We start from the raw sequence: 21,486 nt of genomic DNA on the forward strand, positions 1-21,486 counted from the left end.
CAGGTTAAGTTAGAAAGGGCGCACGGTGAATGCCTTGGCACTAGGAGCCGATGAAGGACGGGACTAACACCGATATGCTTCGGGGAGCTGTAAGTAAGCTTTGATCCGGAGATTTCCGAATGGGGGAACCCACTGTTCGTAATGGAGCAGTATCTTTACCTGAATACATAGGGTATGGAAGGCAGACCCGGGGAACTGAAACATCTAAGTACCCGGAGGAAGAGAAAGCAAACGCGATTCCCTGAGTAGCGGCGAGCGAAACGGGATATAGCCCAAACCAAGAGGCTTGCCTCTTGGGGTTGTAGGACACTCAACATGGAGTTACAAAGGAACGGGGTAGATGAAGCGACCTGGAAAGGTCCGTCAGAGAAGGTAAAAACCCTGTAGTCGAAACTTCGTTCCCTCCTGAGTGGATCCTGAGTACGGCCGGACACGAGAAATCCGGTCGGAAGCTGGGAGGACCATCTCCCAAGGCTAAATACTCCCTAGTGACCGATAGTGAACCAGTACCGTGAGGGAAAGGTGAAAAGCACCCCGGAAGGGGAGTGAAACAGATCCTGAAACCGTGTGCCTACAAGTAGTCAGAGCCCGTTCATGGGTGATGGCGTGCCTTTTGTAGAATGAACCGGCGAGTTACGATTACATGCAAGGTTAAGTTGAAAAGACGGAGCCGCAGCGAAAGCGAGTCTGAATAGGGCGTTTTTAGTATGTGGTCGTAGACCCGAAACCAGGTGATCTACCCATGTCCAGGGTGAAGTCCAGGTAACACTGGATGGAGGCCCGAACCCACGCACGTTGAAAAGTGCGGGGATGAGGTGTGGGTAGCGGAGAAATTCCAATCGAACCTGGAGATAGCTGGTTCTCTCCGAAATAGCTTTAGGGCTAGCCTCACGTTGTAAGAGTCTTGGAGGTAGAGCACTGTTTGGACTAGGGGCCCTCATCGGGTTACCGAATTCAGACAAACTCCGAATGCCAAAGACTTATCCGTGGGAGTCAGACTGCGAGTGATAAGATCCGTAGTCAAAAGGGAAACAGCCCAGACCACCAGCTAAGGTCCCCAAGTTTACGTTAAGTGGAAAAGGATGTGGAGTTGCTTAGACAACCAGGATGTTGGCTTAGAAGCAGCCACCATTTAAAGAGTGCGTAATAGCTCACTGGTCGAGTGACTCTGCGCCGAAAATGTACCGGGGCTAAACGTAACACCGAAGCTGTGGATTGACACCATTAGGTGTCAGTGGTAGGAGAGCGTTCTAAGGGCGTTGAAGCTAGACCGTAAGGACTGGTGGAGCGCTTAGAAGTGAGAATGCCGGTATGAGTAGCGAAAGATGGGTGAGAATCCCATCCACCGTATGCCTAAGGTTTCCTGAGGAAGGCTCGTCCTCTCAGGGTTAGTCGGGACCTAAGCCGAGGCCGAAAGGCGTAGGCGATGGACAACAGGTTGATATTCCTGTACCACCTCTTTATCGTTTGAGTGATGGGGGGACGCAGGAGGATAGGGTAAGCGCGCTGTTGGATATGCGCGTCTAAGCAGGTAGGCTGAGAAGTAGGAAAATCCGCTTCTCGTGAAGGCTGAGCTGTGATAGCGAGGGAAATATAGTACCGAAGTTCCTGATTCCACACTGCCAAGAAAAGCCTCTAGCGAGATAAAAGGTGCCCGTACCGCAAACCGACACAGGTAGGCGAGGAGAGAATCCTAAGGTGAGCGAGAGAACTCTCGTTAAGGAACTCGGCAAAATGACCCCGTAACTTCGGGAGAAGGGGTGCTCTTTGGGGTGAATAGCCTCGAAGAGCCGCAGTGAATAGGCCCAGGCGACTGTTTAGCAAAAACACAGGTCTCTGCGAAGCCGCAAGGCGAAGTATAGGGGCTGACGCCTGCCCGGTGCTGGAAGGTTAAGAGGAGGGGTTAGCGTAAGCGAAGCTCTGAATTGAAGCCCCAGTAAACGGCGGCCGTAACTATAACGGTCCTAAGGTAGCGAAATTCCTTGTCGGGTAAGTTCCGACCCGCACGAAAGGCGTAACGATCTGGGCACTGTCTCAACGAGAGACTCGGTGAAATTATAGTACCTGTGAAGATGCAGGTTACCCGCGACAGGACGGAAAGACCCCGTGGAGCTTTACTGTAGCCTGATATTGAATTTTGGTATAGCTTGTACAGGATAGGTAGGAGCCTGAGAAGCCGGAGCGCTAGCTTCGGTGGAGGCGTCGGTGGGATACTACCCTGGCTGTATTGAAATTCTAACCCGCACCCCTTATCGGGGTGGGAGACAGTGTCAGGTGGGCAGTTTGACTGGGGCGGTCGCCTCCTAAAGAGTAACGGAGGCGCCCAAAGGTTCCCTCAGAATGGTTGGAAATCATTCGCAGAGTGTAAAGGCACAAGGGAGCTTGACTGCGAGACCTACAAGTCGAGCAGGGACGAAAGTCGGGCTTAGTGATCCGGTGGTTCCGCATGGAAGGGCCATCGCTCAACGGATAAAAGCTACCCCGGGGATAACAGGCTTATCTCCCCCAAGAGTCCACATCGACGGGGAGGTTTGGCACCTCGATGTCGGCTCATCGCATCCTGGGGCTGTAGTCGGTCCCAAGGGTTGGGCTGTTCGCCCATTAAAGCGGTACGCGAGCTGGGTTCAGAACGTCGTGAGACAGTTCGGTCCCTATCCGTCGTGGGCGCAGGAAATTTGAGAGGAGCTGTCCTTAGTACGAGAGGACCGGGATGGACGCACCGCTGGTGTACCAGTTGTCTTGCCAAAGGCATCGCTGGGTAGCTATGTGCGGACGGGATAAGTGCTGAAAGCATCTAAGCATGAAGCCCCCCTCAAGATGAGATTTCCCATAGCGTCAAGCTAGTAAGAACCCTGAAAGATGATCAGGTTGATAGGTCAGAGGTGGAAGCGCGGTGACGTGTGGAGCTGACTGATACTAATCGTTCGAGGACTTAACCATATTTAAAAGGCGAACTTGTTTTACTTTCTTCTTCAAGCATTATCTAGTTTTGAGGGAATGAAACTTTTTGTTAATTTTCTCTTGCAAAATCTTAAAAAGACATTATAATAAAATATGTCTTATCAATAGTCTGGTAATTATGGCGAGAAGGTCACACCCGTTCCCATACCGAACACGGAAGTTAAGCTTCTCAGCGCCGATGGTAGTTGGGGCAGGCGCCCCTGTGAGAGTAGGACGTTGCCAGGCTGTTTTTTATTCCGCAGTAGCTCAGTGGTAGAGCTATCGGCTGTTAACCGATCGGTCGTAGGTTCGAGTCCTACCTGCGGAGCCATTTTTATGGAGAGCTGTCCGAGTGGCCGAAGGAGCACGATTGGAAATCGTGTAGGCGGGTAACCCTGTCTCAAGGGTTCAAATCCCTTGCTCTCCGCCATAAAACTTTCCTTATTATATGGCCCCTTGGTCAAGTGGTTAAGACACCTCCCTTTCACGGAGGTAACACGGGTTCGAATCCCGTAGGGGTCACCAAAGTTCTTTCGTGTTAACGAAAATTACTTTCATTTTCTGTGGAGGATTAGCTCAGCTGGGAGAGCATCTGCCTTACAAGCAGAGGGTCGGCGGTTCGAGCCCGTCATCCTCCACCATTTATTCAATCTTAATAAGATTGATACAGTCTATGGTAACTATGAGCATAGACAAAACTTAATACTTTTTACTGTCGCGGGGTGGAGCAGTCCGGTAGCTCGTCGGGCTCATAACCCGAAGGTCGCAGGTTCAAATCCTGTCCCCGCAATACGGTCTGGTAGTTCAGTTGGTTAGAATGCCTGCCTGTCACGCAGGAGGTCGCGGGTTCGAGTCCCGTCCAGACCGCCATTTTATTTAAATGGCACACAACAATAATTATGGCTCAGTAGCTCAGTCGGTAGAGCAGATTGCTCACATCACTGATATAGCTTCTGCGGCAATCTGCGAAAAAGAACGGAAGTTCTTTTGAGCAAAGGTATCGGTCGCAATAAAAGTTTAGGAAACACTTTAAGTATGGCTCAGTAGCTCAGTCGGTAGAGCAAAGGACTGAAAATCCTTGTGTCGGCGGTTCGATTCCGTCCTGCGCCACCTTTTTTTTGCCGGGGTAGCTCAATTGGTAGAGCAACTGACTTGTAATCAGTAGGTTGGGGGTTCAAGTCCTCTCGCCGGCACCATTTTTTTGTTTTACGCATATTTATGTGGTGGGGTAGCGAAGTGGCTAAACGCGGCGGACTGTAAATCCGCTCCCTCCGGGTTCGGCGGTTCGAATCCGTCCCCCACCACCAAGTTTTTTCACGACAGTGAAAATAACCAAGTTTCTCAAGAAAGTGAAAATTTCCAGTTATAGGGGTATAGTTTAAAGGTAGAACGAAGGTCTCCAAAACCTTTGGTGTGGGTTCAATTCCTACTACCCCTGCCAAATAATTTATTTGTGGCGATTGTGGCGAAGTGGTTAACGCACCTGATTGTGGTTCAGGCATTCGTGGGTTCGATTCCCATCAGTCGCCCCATAAATAATTTTATTATTGGGCTATAGCCAAGCGGTAAGGCATCGCACTTTGACTGCGACATGCGTTGGTTCAAATCCAGCTAGCCCAGCCAAATTGCGGAAGTAGTTCAGTGGTAGAACATCACCTTGCCAAGGTGGGGGTCGCGGGTTCGAATCCCGTCTTCCGCTCCAAGTAGTATGGCGGCATAGCCAAGTGGTAAGGCAGAGGTCTGCAAAACCTTTACCACCGGTTCGAATCCGGTTGCCGCCTTAATTATTATTCATGCTGAATTTCGATATCTATTTAGACATCGCCGGGGTGGCGGAACTGGCAGACGCACAGGACTTAAAATCCTGCGGTAGGTGACTACCGTACCGGTTCGATTCCGGTTCTCGGCATTACTATTCAAATGTTAATTTGCCGGTGTGGCGGAATTGGCAGACGCGCACGACTCAAAATCGTGTTCCGTGAGGAGTGTCGGTTCGACCCCGACCACCGGTATCATATCTAAGACAAAAATAAAAGAAACGAGACAGGGTCTAATACCTTGTCTCGTTTTTTTTGCACCAAAATGATTGAAGAATTAGTTAAGTTTTATTAATTTTAATGTTTTAGACGGATGGACAAGGGCAGAGATTAAAAGATATTTCGAATTTTCTCAAAGAAAAACCCCCTCGACAGTAGTGTTGAGGGGGGAAAGGCTTTAGAGATAATTTACGAAAAGTTATTATTGTTTTAGGAAATCAATTTCTATTTCATTTTTTCTTGGTTTACGTTTAAACAGATATTCTCCATTACGAATGGATGCAAGTACTTCCGCACGCTCACGAATTGCTTCATATGGGTCTTTTGCATCTAAAACGATAAAGTTAGCGGCTTTTCCTACTTCGATGCCATACTCATCGTTCACTCTCATTATATTTGCACCGTTACATGTGATTAGGTCGAACGCCTTGTTAATTTCATCAACGTGTGTATAATGTGCTAAATGAATCCCATTGTCTAAAATGTTCATCATATTTCCATTCCCTAATGGATACCAGTAATCTGCAATGGAATCTTGGGCAAATGCGACATTATTACCATTATGTAATAACTCTTTAACTCGGGTTAAGCCACGGCGTTTCGGATAACTGTCGCCTCGTCCTTGTAAATGTGCGTTTTCAGTTGGACAAGAAATAAAGTTAATTTGTGATTCTTTAAATAACCCTAACATTTTATTTGCATAACTGTTTTCTACTGAACCAAAGCTGCATGTATGGCTTGCTGTTGTGTATATCCCATAGTCTTTTTCCATCACAAACGCGTTTAACACTTCCAAAAATCGACTATTTGGATCATCGTTCTCATCACAGTGAATATCAATCATTACATTATATTTTTTTGCCATGTCAACAATACGTTTTAATGATTCAACACCATGTTCATATGAGATTTCAAAGTGAGGGATTCCTCCAGCTACGTCAACCCCCATTTTAAGTGCCTCTTCCATTAATTGTTCTGCACCTTTATATCGAAAGAATCCTTCTTGAGGAAATTCTACAAGTTGTAATGTAACGATATCTTTCAGTTCTTCACGCAGATTAATTAAAGCTTTCATCCCGGTGAGATTAGGGTCCGTAATATCTACATGTGTTCTAATAAATTGAACACCTTTACTCACTTCTTTTTGAATCCCTTTAATTGCACGCTCCCGTACTAATTCTTCCGTCAACGATTTCTTATTATCACTCCAACGCTGGATACCTTCAAATAACGTACCTGAAACATTTGCATTTCCTTCACCTAGCCCGGAAAAGATATAATCTAAGTGTAGATGAGGGTCAACATATGGCGGCAATACCAAACAGCCATCTAAATCAATCACTTCATCAGCGTTGCCTAAATCATTACCTATTGCTTTAAAACGATTATTTTCTACTAAAATTTCATGAGATTCTGGGTCTCCATATATAGTCGCATTTATATATTTTTTCATATATACATAGCTCCTTTGCATCATCATTTTATGTATTGCTTATTATTTCAAAATTGTATCAATAGAAACCATTAGTCTAGAATACGATGTGTTCCTTAATTATAACAGTTTTAAAGGCAAAAAAAATTTTGGCGGATTTTGTCTATCGGTATAATAGTGAACTTGGCACCTAAATTTAATTGAACTGGATAAATAGGAACCGATTGTGCTGCTAAGAAGTATAACTTTAATAATTGTTAAACAAAAAACAAGCCATTAAATGGTATATGAACTAGATCGCTAGGCACTACCAGGTTTTGGTACACCGTGGACACGAAATAAGAAATAATACTTGTGTCTGTCTCTACGATAAGCATTGACACAATAACATTTCTTGACCTATACTTTTATTATTCAAAGTTAAAATTCCTTTGTAGAAGACTTGTTTGTTTAGGGAGCATAACAAGGTCTATAACTTCTAAAATAGGAGTTTTTTTATGTTTAGTTAATACTTTTTATTACATATTTGTTTTATTTTTCAACACATGCAAGGCCAGTGACGCAAGGTCCATTCACGTTCCAGAGGAGCCCTATGATACATTCTGTGATAGTTGATCCTTTCAAAGAAATGGATATTGAGGGCTCTGCTTAAGGTCGGTCTTTTTTAAAGAAAAATGGTGGTTGGCTTATTAGCCATTATACGCTGTCACTTCTTGACGCATCCCTTATAGAAAAAAAACTTGTATTAATGTGAATACGGCTGTTCCCATTATTGGAACAAGTTTTAGTAATAAAAGTCCATTTGGAGTTGAAATTATTGGATCAATCGGGTCTTTTGCAGGTGAAGCTAAAAGATTGATAAATCGTTCCCACCTACTAGGTTTCATTGGAAAATTGGGTATCTCTACGTGATATTCATCCAACTTTGTACGCAGATAGTGATCCTTATTAAAGGGATCCTGACTCATATTCGTTTCCCTCCAATTCTTCTTTTAATCTTTTCATTGCCATGTGTAATCTGGATTTAACCGTCCCTTTCGGAATTCCAAGAATTTTGGCTATTTCCTCTTGTGGCATATCGTGATAGTAGAAAAGCAATACAACGGCACGCTGTATTTCAGGGAGATTTGCAACGGCTTCCCTAATGGTCATTCTGTCTGAATGATGGAATTCTTCGGTCTGTATCGGAGTAAGAAAGGGCAAAAGGTTCCTCCATCTCTTGCGACGATTTAATTTTGTTATCATCAATCGATAGGCAATTTGAAAAAGATACGATTTTAGCTTTCCCTTCCTTGGATTGAAATCATGTTTATAACTCTGAAGTTTAACAAATGTGTCTTGAACGATATCAATGCTTAATTGCTCATCTCTCGTATAACGGAAAATAAATGAATAAAGAGACTGTTTTAATAGGTTGTAAATGCCTTCTAACGCTTCGTCTTCTCCATTTTGATAAGCGATCATCCATTCATCTTCTCGCTCATTCAATCTCATCGCCCCAGCGTTCCTTGATAGATTTTAATGTCATAGATACCCTGCTAATTAAGTAAATAATAGATACTAGTGTCCATATTTGTGCTTGGTTTGTAAAAAATTGGACAAAAACATTCTCGACTGTTTCGCCGAAAGAGACAAGAAAATTTAGAACTTGAACACAAATAATGGAATAGATGGCTAGACCAAGAGTAAGTGTATCAAAAATGTTCCATCTTAAATATATTTTCGTTTTCTTATAATTGATTTTACCATTTTCACGGACAACATACTTGCGATCCATTGGAATAGCAATCGCTAAAATTAATACCACTAAAAAACCTGCAACAATAAGAGAAACAATCCAACCTATATCCATTTGTAACATCCCCTTATCTACCTTCTTTACTAACTATACAAATGAGATGGCAATAAGGTTCATTTAAAATAAAAAAGTTTTTTGTCGTTGTCCATAACTCTTACTTTGTAAAAGCGATACCGTTGACTCAGGACCACCAAAGGAGCAAATTATAATAGAGAAGTAGAAATGTCCTGGTTACTAGAAGAAGGAAGCGACTTGTATAATGTCGAATTTAGCATATATAAATAATAAATTGGGGGTTTTATATAGTGGAACAGAAAGAATTTTGGCGCTTAATCGAAAAGTCCAGAGAATTTGATAATCAAGCGGAATCGTTAATTGAGGTACTAACTGAAATAGGATTAGATGAAGTTTTAGACTTTGAATTATTATTTCAGCAATTAATGAATGCCAGTTATACATCTCGTTTATGGGGAGCGGCATTTGTTTTGATGGGTGGCTGCTCTGATGATGCTTTTGATTATTTTCGAGGATGGCTGATTGGACAGGGAGAAGAAATATTTAATCAGGTAATGAAAGATCCTGAATTTTTAGCAGAATACATAAATGAAGATAATCTCGATGATGAAGGGTACCCACAAAATGAAGAATTGCTCTCGGCTGGATTAGATGCCTATAACCTGATAAGGACTGGTAATACTGAATGGGATGACAATATATATGATGAGCTAGTAGAAGCTCTTGACAAAATGGGATTACAGCCAAAAACTGACATAGAATTTGATTGGGAGGAAGATGATCTAGAGAATTTATTTCCTATTCTATGGACAAGGTTTGGAGAAGAACCACTAGGTTAAAAGAAGAATACCGATATTTAAGAATAAGAGGATAACTGAATGAAAAGGTGGACTTTATGTTTTTTCTACTACTTACAGGAATGATTATTTCATTTGTTGTTGGTACAACCCTCATGGTAAATGGTGAAATCGTTTATGGTTCGATTGCAACCGGTATAGGAATTTTATTGCTGGTGTTTGTATTGTTTTATTACAGCAAAAAGAAGTACCGAAAAAAGAAAAATGATTGTACTCCAGACTGCCTAGACTTTGATTGTGGACCAGACTGTGACGGAGGACCAGATTGTGATTGTAGCCCAAACTGTAATTAAATTCAAATGGTTAATTGATCTTGTACCATGTCATCGGATGAAGTCGAGAAGTATCACGATAAAAGGGTATAAGCTGCCGTTATGTGCTAGATGTACAGGAATTTTAGCAGGCTATTTATTTTTCCCATTCATAATGGTACTTGATATGACTTTTCCATTATGGCTGGGGATTTTATTAAATCTGCCAATGGTGATTGATGGATGGACACAAAAAAGGAAATTCCGAATGAGCAATAACTCATTAAGATTATCAACAGGCATCGTGAGTGGCTTGGGGCAGAGTATGATTATCGTTAGTATGAGCCAAAATATTATTTCGATTTTGTTGAAGTAAAAGTACACTTTTAACCGTTTCAAACTCGTCCTAAAATGCATTAAATAGTATAGGACGAGGGAAAAAGAAATAACGCTTTTTCCTAATTGGAAGGGAGTGTGTTTCATGTTCGACTCCTTGTTTGAATTTTTATCCCGATTCATAGCATTGGTCTACCAATTCATTTTATATATTTTAGAAATACTACAAAATTTATTATAAAGGTCGAGCTTAACGGCCTTTTTTTGTTATTGTAATATTGAGAGAATCTTATGAAATAATGGGTGTGTTTAAATGGAGTGCGTAGGGAAACACCATTAGCGAGTTTTTGTTTTAACTACATCAATAAAAGGCAGGTATGTTTATGATCACACTATACATAACAAGGCACGGAGAAACAGAGTGGAATCGGGAAAAAAGAATGCAAGGTTGGTTGGATTCTAACCTAACAGATAATGGAATAATAAATGCTGTATCTTTAGGTGAAAGACTGAAGAAAACGGAGTTAGCAGCCATATTTTCAAGTCCTAGTGGAAGGACGATGGCCACCGCTAATTTGATTCGTGGGGATAGAGATATTCCAATCATGTACGATGAAAATCTAAGGGAAATTTATATGGGTGACTGGGAAGGAAAAACTCATTCATCCATTAAAGAAAAGTATCCTGAAGATTATGAGGCTTTCTGGAATTCTCCTCAACTATATACCCCTGATAAAGGAGAGACGTTTGAAAAAACAAGGGAAAGAGCTATTCAGGTGCTAAATCGGATAAAAAGAGATTATCAATCTGGGAATATATTAATTGTTACCCATGCGGTAGTAATTAAATGCTTATATTCTTTTTTTAAGAATACTTCTATTGAAACCTTATGGGAACCGCCATTTATTCATGACACAAGTCTTACAGTTGTAGAAATGACTGAAACCAAATTTAAAATATTGTTAGAAGGAGATATCTCACATCGCGAGCCTGTAAATATAAAATAGTTAAACAACTAACTTGCATAAGAAGTGATGGAGAATGAACGAAAAGACTTCTGGTGGCTTTTTTGGTTCGTCAAATGAACGAAAAAGACCAGGAGAACCATCCCTATGGCTTATGGCACATTAAAGTATCTACTTCTAAATGTATTCCTTGGTGCTTACAATATACTTAGAAGGGATATTTTAACAAGGGGGATGGGTCAAGGATGAATATTGCGTTATGGGCAGTTCAAATCATTTTGGGCTTAATGTTTTTATTTGCTGGTGCAACGAAGGCTTTTTCTTATGAAAAAGCGAAAGCCAGCATGCCATGGGTACAGGAGTCCTCAAAAGGGTTGGTTGTTTTCATCGGATTTGCTGAAGTACTTGGAGCAATTGGCTTGATTTTACCACTAGCGCTGGGAATTGCACCTATCTTAACACCGATTGCAGCTCTTGGGCTTGCAGTAATCATGGTTTTGGCAGCTGGTTTTCATATCAAGAGGAAGGAAAATCAAGCAATCGGGATGAATATTATATTATTAGTATTTGCACTATTTGTCGCAATCGGACGCTTTTAGGAGGAGTTTAGATGGTACCGTCATTTTTCATTTGGAACGACGGTTGATAATTTAAAATGGTTTTTCCCGGATGCTACAGAACCCATTAAAGAAGCAGTAGAATTTGAAAATTGGATTATCGAGCATGTGCAAAAAAGGGATATTGATTCCTTAAATCAATATCTTCAATTAGCTCCACATGCAGAGTTAGCTGTACCAAGACCTGAACATTTCGTTCCGTTGTTTATTGCTTTAGGGAGTGGGGATGAAAACAAGAAACCGGTGGTGCTAAATCAAACGTATGATTTTGGAGCTTTGAGCAATTTGTGCTTGGAATTTTAATATATTTGTTGATGGAAGCTGCCGTTTAGGCAGCTTTTCTATTTGAAAATGGCAAGGGGACGCATCTTCTGGACTAACCTCATTAGCGTAAATCAAAATATCCGAGTGCAGGCACATTCAATTTTGGACTTTGGTTGTGGAGTGTATGTGATTACAGCCACAAGAATGTACCACTTCTGCGATGTTTTGTACCATCAGTTGCCATGGAATTTACCACTTGCTGTCAACGCATTTACCAATAGATAAACTTTAGAGATATTGAATTAAAAAAGCCTAATCCTCCTATTTTTACCGAGGAATTAGGCTTTTGTTAAGCTTTCCGTAATCGCGCCAGAAAGTGGGCTACCAGCTTTTATTGCACAGTATCGTTGTACTGTGCAGCAATGACTTGGTATTTTTATTTATGATCTTAAACATGAGCACCCGTTCGTTCAAGTACAATATTTCACAATCATTCTTTTGTATTAGAAATTAAATGATTTTCAACTCTTGCCCCCCTATCGTCAGGAAGCTGATTATCATTCAAACGGCAAAGGTTGTGTTCCATCGACATCGGTAAAACCATATTTTCTCGCTAGTTCAGCCACCATTATTGTTTCTCCAGAAAACTTAGATACCGTAGTGTCTGATGCCAATGCCACAACCGCCCGACCTACATACGCTGTTGTTTCAGTTGTTCCATCCTCTGGTCCAAAACCTGAATCTATAACTCTTTCTGTTCTCATCCAACCTGGGCAAACAGCAACGGCTGAAACGTTGTAGTCCTTTAATTCCTTTGCCATTCCTAGTGTCATTCGATTGATAGCATTCATAGCTAAATCGTAATATAAATTACTTGAGATTTTGTCTTTGATAAAAAATGTGATATTTACAATTAACCCTTTATGGTGATGGGCCATCAGAGGTACAGCGTATCGAGTAGTCAGCAAATAAGCTTGCGGTCCAGCAACCATCATAGCATCCCAATGCTCCAGTGGTCGTTCCCAAAAATGCCGTCCATCTCCTGATGGTAGAGAACTTTCGGAGCCACCAAATACACTATTGACTAAAATATCAATCCGACCGTGTTCCCTTTCAATTTGCTCAAATAGGTTCCTTAGGTCATTGTCGCTTGTATGGTCACATTGTATTGCGATGCCTTTACCTCCTCGTGAAGTAACACCATCGGCAGTTTCCTCAATGGTTTCTGGTCGATTATCGGTTGTAGCCCCCTTTACACTCCGACCTGTCACATACACCGTCGCTCCTGCACTGCCTAGTTGAAAAGCAATTCCCCTACCCGCACCACGGGATGCTCCTGTAACAACAGCAATTTTCCCTTGTAATGGTTTCATATTTTCCTAACTCCCTTACCTGTCTCAATTTTATATACAGAGAAATATTTATACATTTTTGTTCATAAATAGCGATACTCTTCCATAGGGGTTCCAATTTCTTCTTCAACTAAACTGCCCTATAGTTTAAGTACAAACTTTCACAAACACCATACTACCATTACCATAGTATTCAATTTTTCTTGAGATTCTTCCTCCCTTAAATGCAAAAAGAGCGTAATCCTTAATACAGGAAAGCGCCCAATTGTTTAAGTAGTACATTTTTTCACAAACTTACTCTTTAATGTTAATCCTATCTTCAAATAATACAGGAATGCTGCCTCAATAAGATAATTCAGCATAAATGGGCATCACCCCCTTTGGGGGACAGACATACTATAAAAAATAATTAAATAGAATAGGAACCAATAAAACTAAAATAGAACCTATACCAAAAACAGATATCACTTTTATCATGTCTTTTTTTATGTCTTTTTTCAAGATAACAGCACCTATAACACAATTGTAGTTAACTGGCTTGTTTAACTCTTGCACCGTTTGTTTAAGTATAATTTTTCACAAACTCTTTATAGTAAAGTATTATCACCATAGATAACGGCTGGTTTTACTCAGAAAGCACTCTATTTTGAGGTATTTTTTTATGAATTAGTTTTAAAAGAGTTAAGTTGAATAATAAAAATATTCCATAACCAATTATTATTCCAAGTGTATTTAGTATAACATCATCAATATCAGTGCTACGCCCAATAAACATTTGAATAATTTCGACAAATAATGTCACTATTAAACCTAATAATATTACTTTTTTAAAAGAATCCCATCTCTTCCATATTAAAGGAACAAGGAAACCTAATGGTGAAAACAACAGTAAATTGGCGGAAATATTCAAAAGTGATACGCTATTCCAAGAATCAACATTCGTATTTGTTTCAAAAATGTATTGATAGAGAGTATGGAAAGGTATTAGATTTACTTGAGAAATTTCATTTGCTAAATGAACATTAAAAAAGAATTCACCAGTATCACTAACTATCCCTATATCCCACCTTGGAATGATGGTTTGGGAAGCTAAACCAACAAGATATAAAACGAAAATTAACATCAGTATTTCATTCATTACCATTATTTGTTTTTGTCTCTTCTTTAAAAGAATAATTCTACCAACAACATAAAAAGGTAGTGCGACAATAATATATCCTATCATATTTTGTATATACATTAATATTAAACTCATATTAGTGTTCCCTCCCTTACAATACATCGTAACAAACAAACCCAATCATTTGTTGAACTATTCTGCTCGTTAGTAAACAAAATGCGACTGCTCTTAATGAACAATCGCACCAGTTAGTTGAATAACATTTAGAAACTATAAGTTTTTAGTAGCTATATATTTTTTTTCATTAAAATCTTTATACTCTACATCTACTATTTCACCTGACAATGAGTAATTGAATATGAGTTGCTCATTAACCATTTCAGTTAAAAAAGTTGTTTTTGATGCATTGTGACTGACTGGCACAAGTTTAAACTTATATAATACCCCGTACATTTTAGGAACAGTTAAATATAGTTCACCATTATTTATAGAGATGTCTAAAATTTTGCTATCATCATTTCCAATAAAATACTTCCCAGCAATAAGTTCCTTGTTTATAAAGTTAATTTGTTGAGTAGGAAGAGGTAGTGATACATGTTCATCAAAAATTACCTTAGCCATTTCTTGAATTAAATGTGTTACAGGAGTAATGTTCATATTGCTTAGAAAGATTATCGTAGCTTGTTCATCGACAAATCTGAAAAAATTGCTACAAAAACCACTAATATCTCCAAAATGGTGCATGCATCTTCTGCCCAATATTTCAGATACCACCCAGCCTGAAGCGTATGAACTAAGATTTGGAGTAGACATTTTTTCCATTAGTTCTTTGGAAAGGAGCTGAGATGATTTTAATGCCTGATCCCAAAGGTATAAATCCTCTGTTGTAGAATATAAACCATAGGCTCCTAAAGGAAAGGATAAATCTGCGTATGCTGAGTGAATTGGTTTTTCCCAGAATGAATAGCCTGAAGCTAAGTCTGCAACTATCTCAATTCCGTCATCACAGCCTGTATTATTCATACCTAAGGGAAGACATATTTTTGCTTGTATGTACTCTGCAAATGACATACCTGAAACCTTTTCTAAAATTGCTGTTAGTAATGTGTAGCCTGAACTTGAATATTCAAATCTCTTACCAGGTTCGAAGTTCAAATCAAGGTGTTTAAATGAATCGATCAGTTGATGTAAAGTCATCGGAAGTCTCATAGTTTTAGACCAAAAGTCAGAGAAACTTGTGTAATTTGGAATCCCTGTAGTATTTGTTAGACAATGATAAATTGTAATTTTTTCACCTTGTGGATAATTAGGAAGATACTTCCCTATACAATCATCTATAGATAATTTCCCTTTTTCATGTAATTGAAAAATACCCATAGATGTAAAAGCCTTAGTAAGTGAGCCGATGCGAAATTTAGTAGTAGGTTTATTGGGTACAGCATGCTCCCAATTTGCCATGCCAAAACCTTTGTTTAAAAGAATATTTTCGTTAGAAGCTATTAAAATTGAACCATTCAAATAACTATTTTCTTCGTACCTTTCTATCCATTTACCTAACCGTTCCTCTACTATCATGTAATTTCCCCCTATAATCCTTAACAAATCTTTATAACAATATCGTCAACTAACCTGCCCGTTAACACAATAAGAAAAGCCACCAAAATGGCAGCTGGTTCTTCAAGTATCGCCCCCGTTAATGCAATAAGAACTGAGCTTCTATTATCCAGCTTACCAAACGTGATAAATCTGTTTAATTGTTATTTGGCATGGCTGCGGGTTTATTTAATAAACAATGTCGCGTAGGAATGGCATAACAACCCCCATGACAAACAAAGCGATGGCGACGTAAAGGATGGTTCCGGCTATTGGTAGAATCCATTTTTGCTTCTTGTATTGGAACCAGTAATTAACTGCCCACATGACGAGCAGAAAACCAATAAGACCGAATTTAAATATATCAGAGATGGGGTCTTGGGCTGGGCTAATATTTACTACAGAGAAAAACGCAAGAAAAGCGATAGCTCCTAATAGGATTAAATTGACAACATGCACGACAATTTTATAAGAATTGTTATTCATTAAATCTCCACCCCGTTCATTTATAGTTCACAATCTCATTTTATTAATAACATTTTATCAAACTTTTATATAAATTATCGTTCTTTCTTATAGAGAAACAAACGTTATTTCAAAGCCAGATGATAAAACAACGAACAAAACATTAGTAAAGGACCCTCATTATCTACTCCCCTTCCCATCTGAATTAAACAAACATTGCTTATTCAACTAACCTGCTTCGTTACTTGAAGTAGAAAGGGGCATTACCTTTGTTTAAGTAATGCCCCCGTTAGTTACATAAGATAGTTAGCTTTTATTTTTACAAGAACATATTATTTCTTTTTTCGCGTATAAAGTGAATAAGCTACCAATATATTAAGGATTGTACGCTTATTTTTAAAAAAACCCTCCAATTATGGAAGGTTATTCTTATCTAGTATTCTTATTAAAAATCTTCATCTTCGTTCATAGAAATAATATAACAATCTTCACAAACATTATCCTCGTTTAAAGTTGCTTCATCACCACAGGCTTCACATTCACCTTTATGATCGTCTTTAAATTCATACTCTTCTTTACCTGTCCACCAATAAACGATTTTCTTTGGATCCATTTTAAAATCTCTCCTTTTCTCTAAACCTCATAGAAAACTCCATAACCATAGAATCTACGTAGAATCTGATTCACCAACTGCAATATTCCTAAGTCTTTTCTTGATTTAGCAGTATTTTTCCAAATAATTGTGAATTCTTCTTGACTATCTATATCTCCGAATCCCCCCATCAAGGTTCCCATTCCATTGGTATTTCCCTGAAAGCACTTGATTTGAAAACGCCTTACAAAAACCTTTAAAATCGGAAAAATTATTTCCATCCATAACGAAAAACTTTTCCATAACAGCACCTCTAATACAAACTTTTATGCTAATTTTATCATATGGTCTTATTGAACTAAACTGCTTCGTTAGCTTAAGTACAATCTTTCACAAAGTCAGCAAAAAAAAATATCTTTTGCTGCGTAGTATTTAGTCTACTACGTAATACTACCCTAAAATCAGTCCCGTCTGCGCAAGGCTGGTCTTGTTTAATCAAATTTGTTAACATTCTTGATACTCCAAACTATAGATTTATTCCTCCTATTACCAGTAAGATTGCGGTGGGAAGCGTCTTGTCATTCTTTGGTATACTTCATGTCATTTAGTGGTAAATACAATGTCAGAAGTGGTGCATTTCAATAGCTGTAATCAGAATGATAAGCAAAATAATTAAATGAGGAAGGCTGTCACTTTTTATGTGGGTGTCAGCCATTTTCTTATTTTACCTACATAAACGAGATATTAGAGAAAAATATTTTAGACGTATATAATAGAGTGGATTGGTAAATTTGTATATACAAGAAGGAGCTGTTTGTTTTGGTACAATCTTTAACAGGGAAGGTAGCTTATATAACAGGTGCAGGAAGAGGGATTGGAAAAGCGACTGCCATCGCACTTGCGAATGAAGGGGTTAACCTTGGTTTACTTGCAACCACTGAATCAAATTTAAAGCAAGTAGCAAGTATTGTGGAAGGACTAGGAGTAAAGGTTGCTTATGCAGCAGTGGATGTTTCAAACTTAGAGCAAGTCCAACAAGCTATTGAGAAGCTAACAAACCAATTAGGCAAAGCCGATATTCTGATTAATAGTGCGGGAACGAGTAAATTTGCTTCCCTTTTAGACATGGATCCAGAAGAATGGAAAAGGATCATTGACGTGAATCTAATGGGTACCTATTATGTCACACGGTCCGTTCTTCCTCAATTGATTGAAAAAAATAGTGGAGACGTGATCAATATTTCCTCCACCAACGGCTTGAATGGGGCGGCTACATCCAGTGCGTATAGTGCTTCAAAATTCGCTGTCATTGGATTTACTGAGTCATTAGCACAAGAGGTTCGCAGAAATAATATCCGGGTAACGGCTTTAACTCCAAGTACAGTCGCAACGGACATGGCACTTGATTTGAAACTAATCCCTGAAAACGATGAAAAGTATATGCAACCAGAAGATATTGCTGAACTGATCGTTTCTCAATTGAAATTAAATCAACGAGTCTACATAAAAACAGCTAGCATATTGGCTACAAATCCATTCTAATAACTACTATTCAAGAGCCTCCCCCCGTCGGATAAAAGTATTACACGCCGGGGGCAGGCTCTATTTATAGAGCTACCGAAAAATGTAAAGAGTAAAATTTATGAAAAATATGGTTAAGTATACATAGTTATTAATTAGAATATAGGAGACCCTAATGTCCTCACTTCGCAGTATACCTATTAGTGATTGTTTTTTTATCTCAAACCTCACTTAAATGAATCTAGGTGCAATGGTGAGATTTTGTATCAAGAGGGTATATCAGCACCGAATACCAGGCCTTTATCAGCATACGAAACCATTAATTAAAACGTTTGTTGAAGAGGAATGATCGATAAATCGAGCCAATCGTTCCACTTTCTTACTTAAGGGTTTTTATCAAAAAAATGTTATTTACCAGTTCAATCAGTTTTTTACTGGGTAGCTGCAATGCTTCCTCATCATAAACCATGTAAAAGCTTCTGAGAAAACGGAATTCTTTAATTTCTATGTGTTTTAATGTCTGTAACTCAAGCTCTTTCTTCACTGCGTGCCTCGATAGAATGGAAACTCCCAAGCCTGCTTCCACTGCTGATTTGATGGCTTCTGTTTGCTCTAACTCAATCACGATGTTGAGTTTCATAGGATCCACATGATTTCTACGAAGGGTATCTTCAATAACTTGTCTCGTCCCTGACCCCATTTCACGAATAATAAACGGAAGGGTGAATAACTCTTCAATAGATAGACATTCCTTCTCAGATAACCAATGGTTCGGCGGAGCGATGACAATCAGTTCATCCTCTGCAAAGGGAACTTGCTTTAACGATGGATATGATAGCATTGATTCAATAAACCCTAGGTTAATTTCACGATTTTTTAATTTATCAATAATGTATCTTGAGTTGAATACTTTAAAACGAATAGCTACTTTCGGGTACAATTTATTAAAATCGGCTAAAACGAAGGGAAGGATGTGCTCCCCAATTGTAAGGCTTGCACCGACCTGTAAATCTCCGTGAACGAATCCTTTTAGTTCCTGTAATTCATTGGTGGTTTCGTTCATAATCGAAAACAATTTTTGAACCTGTTTATATAAGATCTCTCCAGCTGGGGTTAATGACATCTTTTTCGTTGTCCGTTCAAATAATTGGCAATCCCAATGGTCCTCTAACTGTTTGATTTGTATGCTTACAGAGGATTGGGAGAGGTGAAGATCTTTTGCTGTTTGTGAGAAGCTCTTGTTATTTGCTGCCACATAAAATACTTTTAAATAATCAAGATTCATTACTTTCCTCCTGAGGTTGCAACATCCATTTAACACTATACTACTAGAAATGAAGAAAAGTGACCTTATTAATTGAGCTATCTTTTAAAAAAGACGATAGATAAATAGTAGAAGTGGAGAAATCGAGAGAAGTGCCAAGAATCCAAGTACTGCCACTCCAACTGGTTTCACTCCGGCTTTTTTAAAATCTGCCCATTTAATATTTAATCCTAGGCCAGCCATTCCCATTGCTAATAAATAGGTACTTAATAAAAGAAAAAATTGGGAGCCGCCCTTTGGAATCCATTGTAAAGTATTGATCAAACTCATTAAGAGGAATCCAAAGATAAACCACGGAATCGGCAAGTCCTTAATATTTCCGTCCTGTTTTGAGTTCTTTCTATTAATAAAACTAATGAACAGAGCAACTGGGATTAGAAGTAACACTCTTCCTAATTTGACAAGGATTGCGGAATCACTTCCTATATCTCCACTCGGTATCCCAGCAGCAACTACATGTGCTAGTTCGTGTAATGTAGCTCCTACCAACACTCCATATTCGGTGTCAGTGATTGGTAAGTAGGGAAAAAGAAAGATGTATAGTAGGGCACCGACAGTCCCAAGGACAGCAATACATGATACAGCAATGGCCGTTTGCTCTTGTTTTCCTCTAATGATAGGAGATATAGCTATAATTGCGGCTGCTCCACATATTGCTGTGCCTGCAGCCACTAAAGTGGTTAATTGTTTGTCCGTTTTAAAAAGTTTACCAAGGAAGAGAATAAATAACATGGTAAATGTAATTACAATTACGTCAATTAGCAGAATTGGCAAGCCTGCATTTAGGATGTCAGTCAAATCAAGTCTAAATCCTAGAAAAATGATTCCAACCCGCAATAATCTTTTACTACTGAAATTAATACCTAGATTGTTATTTACAGAATGGTGATGGGAAACTGTATTACCCCAGATAGCACCAAGTACTATAGAAATAATCATTATTCCCATAATCGAAAAAAACGGCAACTTCGCTACTTGCCCTGCAATTACTGCTAATCCAAATGTAAGTAAGAGACCCAATCCAAACCCATAATAATCATATTTATTTTGCTCCCGGACCTCCACTAGAATTTTCTGTGCTTCCATTATAACTCCTCCGGTTTTCGTTACATAATATGGCAATCTGTTAAGTGGTTTAATCAACTAGTTAACTTAAATTTAACATAGAAATCCATAAACGCTTTTCTAATTATCGAATGGTATTTATTGAATAATTATATAAGTGGGGAGTAGGGATTAAGTAGTGTCTTTAGAGAGGAATTTTCACAAGAGGACTTTGTATTATATTGGGACAGAGTATGTATATTGTTATTGTGAGTCAAGTATTATTTCTATTTTGTTGTAATAAAAGTACACTTTTATCCGTTTCAAACTCATCCTAAAATTTGATTTAATTAATAGGCTCTGTTAAATAGTTCTGATGATATTTAATAAATAAAGGACCATATTTATAACGGGTTCCGTTTTCTATGCAAAACACCAATTTGTACAGGAAAATGCAAACCAAAATGTAATCCTTTTTGCTCTATAAAATGTAGGTCAATTTTTAGTCTAGCAAGGGTTTATACCCTTGCTATTTTGCTTTTTATTGCTAATTTTTCGAATGGCGAATTTTACTCATAACCCCTATCCACCCTCTCCGTATTGATTTTTGTGTAAGTATGAGAATTCATAGGCGGAGAATTTCCTGCTAATGTATATAGGAAAGCGTAAGAAGCGGAAATAAGCGGAGATATTCCGCTTAACTGATCTAAATAAGATAAAATTCAATGATTTGGATTATATAAACGGAAAAACTCCCCTTATATTTAAGGAAATATGGATATTTCCCAATTTAGCCGGAATTTTTCCGTTTATTTTTCAAACACAGGGAAAACAACATTCAGGTATAACAGAGCCTACCCTTAAATATTTTTGCAAGTAAGGAAAAGTGAAACTGGCACCATCACTAAACACTTTAACACGTTAGCCCCGCGCACTTTCGCTGAACAGGGGGCTGACCCAAAAT

The 21,486-nt window shown here is 38.9% G+C and carries 19 protein-coding genes, 16 tRNA genes and 2 rRNA genes; 25 read left to right on the plus strand and 12 right to left on the minus strand.

The window, feature by feature from the left end:
• The first annotated feature begins 2 nt into the window (after positions 1-2).
• The 18 genes from NSS81_RS17515 to NSS81_RS17600 all read left to right on the plus strand — a co-directional run bounded on the left by NSS81_RS17515 (position 3) and on the right by NSS81_RS17600 (position 4,952).
• Positions 3-2,940 (plus strand): 23S ribosomal RNA (locus tag NSS81_RS17515).
• Positions 2,941-3,069: 129 nt separating this feature from the next.
• A 5S ribosomal RNA gene (gene rrf, locus NSS81_RS17520) occupies positions 3,070-3,186 on the plus strand.
• 10 nt (positions 3,187-3,196) lie between these two features.
• Positions 3,197-3,271 (plus strand) — tRNA-Asn (locus NSS81_RS17525).
• A gap of 7 nt (positions 3,272-3,278) precedes the next feature.
• Positions 3,279-3,370, plus strand: a tRNA-Ser gene (locus NSS81_RS17530).
• Positions 3,371-3,390: 20 nt separating this feature from the next.
• Positions 3,391-3,465 (plus strand) — tRNA-Glu (locus tag NSS81_RS17535).
• Positions 3,466-3,505: 40 nt separating this feature from the next.
• A tRNA-Val gene (locus NSS81_RS17540) sits at positions 3,506-3,581 on the plus strand.
• A gap of 75 nt (positions 3,582-3,656) precedes the next feature.
• Positions 3,657-3,730, plus strand: a tRNA-Met gene (locus NSS81_RS17545).
• A 3-nt stretch (positions 3,731-3,733) separates the two neighbouring features.
• Positions 3,734-3,810 (plus strand) — tRNA-Asp (locus tag NSS81_RS17550).
• Between the two features lie 167 nt (positions 3,811-3,977).
• Positions 3,978-4,050 (plus strand) — tRNA-Phe (locus NSS81_RS17555).
• A 10-nt stretch (positions 4,051-4,060) separates the two neighbouring features.
• Positions 4,061-4,136 (plus strand) — tRNA-Thr (locus NSS81_RS17560).
• A 26-nt stretch (positions 4,137-4,162) separates the two neighbouring features.
• Positions 4,163-4,247: transfer RNA gene (locus NSS81_RS17565), tRNA-Tyr, on the plus strand.
• A 60-nt stretch (positions 4,248-4,307) separates the two neighbouring features.
• Positions 4,308-4,381 (plus strand) — tRNA-Trp (locus NSS81_RS17570).
• 15 nt (positions 4,382-4,396) lie between these two features.
• Positions 4,397-4,472 (plus strand) — tRNA-His (locus NSS81_RS17575).
• 16 nt (positions 4,473-4,488) lie between these two features.
• Positions 4,489-4,563: transfer RNA gene (locus tag NSS81_RS17580), tRNA-Gln, on the plus strand.
• Between the two features lie 4 nt (positions 4,564-4,567).
• Positions 4,568-4,642, plus strand: a tRNA-Gly gene (locus NSS81_RS17585).
• Between the two features lie 8 nt (positions 4,643-4,650).
• Positions 4,651-4,721 (plus strand) — tRNA-Cys (locus tag NSS81_RS17590).
• A gap of 42 nt (positions 4,722-4,763) precedes the next feature.
• Positions 4,764-4,849: transfer RNA gene (locus NSS81_RS17595), tRNA-Leu, on the plus strand.
• Between the two features lie 21 nt (positions 4,850-4,870).
• Positions 4,871-4,952, plus strand: a tRNA-Leu gene (locus NSS81_RS17600).
• A 226-nt stretch (positions 4,953-5,178) separates the two neighbouring features.
• Here NSS81_RS17600 and NSS81_RS17605 read toward each other — a convergent pair.
• From NSS81_RS17605 to NSS81_RS17620, 4 genes are all read right to left on the minus strand, one after another.
• Positions 5,179-6,429: an amidohydrolase family protein gene (locus NSS81_RS17605; protein ID WP_342429955.1), complete on the minus strand. Its 1,251-nt coding sequence runs from the start codon at positions 6,427-6,429 to the stop codon at positions 5,179-5,181.
• 704 nt (positions 6,430-7,133) lie between these two features.
• Entirely contained in the window at positions 7,134-7,376 is a 243-nt protein-coding gene (locus NSS81_RS17610) for a hypothetical protein (RefSeq protein WP_342429956.1), read from the minus strand.
• Entirely contained in the window at positions 7,357-7,872 is a 516-nt protein-coding gene (locus NSS81_RS17615; protein ID WP_342434063.1) for an RNA polymerase sigma factor, read from the minus strand. The genes NSS81_RS17610 and NSS81_RS17615 overlap by 20 nt, the downstream gene beginning before the upstream one ends.
• 16 nt (positions 7,873-7,888) lie before the next feature.
• Positions 7,889-8,260, minus strand: coding sequence for a group-specific protein (locus NSS81_RS17620; protein WP_342429957.1), 372 nt, complete (start codon positions 8,258-8,260; stop codon positions 7,889-7,891).
• Between the two features lie 251 nt (positions 8,261-8,511).
• On the opposite strand from NSS81_RS17620, the gene NSS81_RS17625 reads away from it, so the two are divergent.
• From NSS81_RS17625 to NSS81_RS17650, 6 genes are all read left to right on the plus strand, one after another.
• Positions 8,512-9,060 (plus strand): DUF4240 domain-containing protein, encoded by a 549-nt coding sequence (locus tag NSS81_RS17625; RefSeq protein WP_342429958.1) that lies wholly within the window; start codon positions 8,512-8,514, stop codon positions 9,058-9,060.
• 56 nt (positions 9,061-9,116) lie between these two features.
• On the plus strand, positions 9,117-9,371 hold the full coding sequence (locus NSS81_RS17630) for a hypothetical protein (protein WP_342429959.1): 255 nt from the start codon (positions 9,117-9,119) through the stop codon (positions 9,369-9,371).
• On the plus strand, positions 9,346-9,705 hold the full coding sequence (locus NSS81_RS17635) for a DUF2085 domain-containing protein (protein WP_342429960.1): 360 nt from the start codon (positions 9,346-9,348) through the stop codon (positions 9,703-9,705). Before NSS81_RS17630 ends, NSS81_RS17635 begins: the two co-directional genes overlap by 26 nt.
• A 343-nt stretch (positions 9,706-10,048) precedes the next feature.
• The gene (locus NSS81_RS17640) at positions 10,049-10,672 is read left to right on the plus strand and encodes a histidine phosphatase family protein (RefSeq protein WP_342429961.1); all 624 of its coding nucleotides are present in this window, start codon (positions 10,049-10,051) and stop codon (positions 10,670-10,672) included.
• 203 nt (positions 10,673-10,875) lie between these two features.
• Positions 10,876-11,229 (plus strand): DoxX family protein, encoded by a 354-nt coding sequence (locus NSS81_RS17645; protein WP_342429962.1) that lies wholly within the window; start codon positions 10,876-10,878, stop codon positions 11,227-11,229.
• A gap of 126 nt (positions 11,230-11,355) precedes the next feature.
• Positions 11,356-11,550 (plus strand): hypothetical protein, encoded by a 195-nt coding sequence (locus tag NSS81_RS17650; protein WP_342429963.1) that lies wholly within the window; start codon positions 11,356-11,358, stop codon positions 11,548-11,550.
• A gap of 518 nt (positions 11,551-12,068) precedes the next feature.
• On the opposite strand, the gene NSS81_RS17655 is transcribed toward NSS81_RS17650, so the two are convergent.
• From NSS81_RS17655 to NSS81_RS17680, 6 genes are all read right to left on the minus strand, one after another.
• Positions 12,069-12,884 (minus strand): SDR family NAD(P)-dependent oxidoreductase, encoded by an 816-nt coding sequence (locus NSS81_RS17655; protein ID WP_342429964.1) that lies wholly within the window; start codon positions 12,882-12,884, stop codon positions 12,069-12,071.
• Between the two features lie 604 nt (positions 12,885-13,488).
• On the minus strand, positions 13,489-14,118 hold the full coding sequence (locus NSS81_RS17660; protein WP_342429965.1) for a VanZ family protein: 630 nt from the start codon (positions 14,116-14,118) through the stop codon (positions 13,489-13,491).
• 135 nt (positions 14,119-14,253) lie between these two features.
• The gene (locus NSS81_RS17665) at positions 14,254-15,558 is read right to left on the minus strand and encodes a serine hydrolase domain-containing protein (RefSeq protein WP_342429966.1); all 1,305 of its coding nucleotides are present in this window, start codon (positions 15,556-15,558) and stop codon (positions 14,254-14,256) included.
• A 207-nt stretch (positions 15,559-15,765) separates the two neighbouring features.
• A complete protein-coding gene (locus NSS81_RS17670; protein WP_342429967.1) occupies positions 15,766-16,062 on the minus strand; it encodes a hypothetical protein in 297 nt (98 codons plus the stop codon).
• A 424-nt stretch (positions 16,063-16,486) separates the two neighbouring features.
• Positions 16,487-16,654: a hypothetical protein gene (locus NSS81_RS17675; RefSeq protein WP_165771450.1), complete on the minus strand. Its 168-nt coding sequence runs from the start codon at positions 16,652-16,654 to the stop codon at positions 16,487-16,489.
• Positions 16,655-16,674: 20 nt separating this feature from the next.
• Entirely contained in the window at positions 16,675-16,914 is a 240-nt protein-coding gene (locus NSS81_RS17680; RefSeq protein ID WP_342429968.1) for a hypothetical protein, read from the minus strand.
• Positions 16,915-17,452: 538 nt separating this feature from the next.
• Between NSS81_RS17680 and NSS81_RS17685 the strand changes: the two genes are divergently transcribed.
• Positions 17,453-18,175, plus strand: coding sequence for a 3-ketoacyl-ACP reductase (locus tag NSS81_RS17685; RefSeq protein ID WP_342429969.1), 723 nt, complete (start codon positions 17,453-17,455; stop codon positions 18,173-18,175).
• Positions 18,176-18,533: 358 nt separating this feature from the next.
• Here the strand turns inward: NSS81_RS17685 and NSS81_RS17690 are convergent, their stop codons facing one another.
• Together NSS81_RS17690 and NSS81_RS17695 are read right to left on the minus strand one after the other, a co-directional pair.
• Positions 18,534-19,439, minus strand: a complete 906-nt coding sequence (locus tag NSS81_RS17690; RefSeq protein ID WP_342429970.1) for a selenium metabolism-associated LysR family transcriptional regulator — start codon at positions 19,437-19,439, stop codon at positions 18,534-18,536.
• An 84-nt stretch (positions 19,440-19,523) separates the two neighbouring features.
• Complete coding sequence (locus tag NSS81_RS17695) at positions 19,524-20,564, minus strand: putative sulfate exporter family transporter (protein ID WP_342429971.1); 1,041 nt, start codon at positions 20,562-20,564, stop codon at positions 19,524-19,526.
• Positions 20,565-21,486 lie beyond the last annotated feature (922 nt).

Origin of the sequence: Neobacillus sp. FSL H8-0543, assembly GCF_038592905.1 — a bacterium.
Classification (GTDB): Bacteria; Bacillota; Bacilli; order Bacillales; family Cytobacillaceae; genus Neobacillus.

What these genes read in the sequence shown, in the direction of transcription:
- NSS81_RS17640 (WP_342429961.1), top strand. Translation starts at nt 10,049, where the DNA reads ATGATCACACTATACATAACAAGGCACGGAGAAACAGAGTGGAATCGG.
- NSS81_RS17655 (WP_342429964.1), bottom strand. Translation starts at nt 12,884, where the DNA reads ATGAAACCATTACAAGGGAAAATTGCTGTTGTTACAGGAGCATCCCGT.
- NSS81_RS17605 (WP_342429955.1), bottom strand. Translation starts at nt 6,429, where the DNA reads ATGAAAAAATATATAAATGCGACTATATATGGAGACCCAGAATCTCAT.
- NSS81_RS17630 (WP_342429959.1), top strand. Translation starts at nt 9,117, where the DNA reads ATGTTTTTTCTACTACTTACAGGAATGATTATTTCATTTGTTGTTGGT.
- NSS81_RS17695 (WP_342429971.1), bottom strand. Translation starts at nt 20,564, where the DNA reads ATGGAAGCACAGAAAATTCTAGTGGAGGTCCGGGAGCAAAATAAATAT.
- NSS81_RS17660 (WP_342429965.1), bottom strand. Translation starts at nt 14,118, where the DNA reads ATGAGTTTAATATTAATGTATATACAAAATATGATAGGATATATTATT.
- NSS81_RS17690 (WP_342429970.1), bottom strand. Translation starts at nt 19,439, where the DNA reads ATGAATCTTGATTATTTAAAAGTATTTTATGTGGCAGCAAATAACAAG.
- NSS81_RS17675 (WP_165771450.1), bottom strand. Translation starts at nt 16,654, where the DNA reads ATGGATCCAAAGAAAATCGTTTATTGGTGGACAGGTAAAGAAGAGTAT.
- NSS81_RS17680 (WP_342429968.1), bottom strand. Translation starts at nt 16,914, where the DNA reads ATGGAAATAATTTTTCCGATTTTAAAGGTTTTTGTAAGGCGTTTTCAA.
- NSS81_RS17610 (WP_342429956.1), bottom strand. Translation starts at nt 7,376, where the DNA reads ATGAGTCAGGATCCCTTTAATAAGGATCACTATCTGCGTACAAAGTTG.
- NSS81_RS17645 (WP_342429962.1), top strand. Translation starts at nt 10,876, where the DNA reads ATGAATATTGCGTTATGGGCAGTTCAAATCATTTTGGGCTTAATGTTT.
- NSS81_RS17620 (WP_342429957.1), bottom strand. Translation starts at nt 8,260, where the DNA reads ATGGATATAGGTTGGATTGTTTCTCTTATTGTTGCAGGTTTTTTAGTG.
- NSS81_RS17665 (WP_342429966.1), bottom strand. Translation starts at nt 15,558, where the DNA reads ATGATAGTAGAGGAACGGTTAGGTAAATGGATAGAAAGGTACGAAGAA.
- NSS81_RS17615 (WP_342434063.1), bottom strand. Translation starts at nt 7,872, where the DNA reads ATGATCGCTTATCAAAATGGAGAAGACGAAGCGTTAGAAGGCATTTAC.
- NSS81_RS17670 (WP_342429967.1), bottom strand. Translation starts at nt 16,062, where the DNA reads ATGAATAACAATTCTTATAAAATTGTCGTGCATGTTGTCAATTTAATC.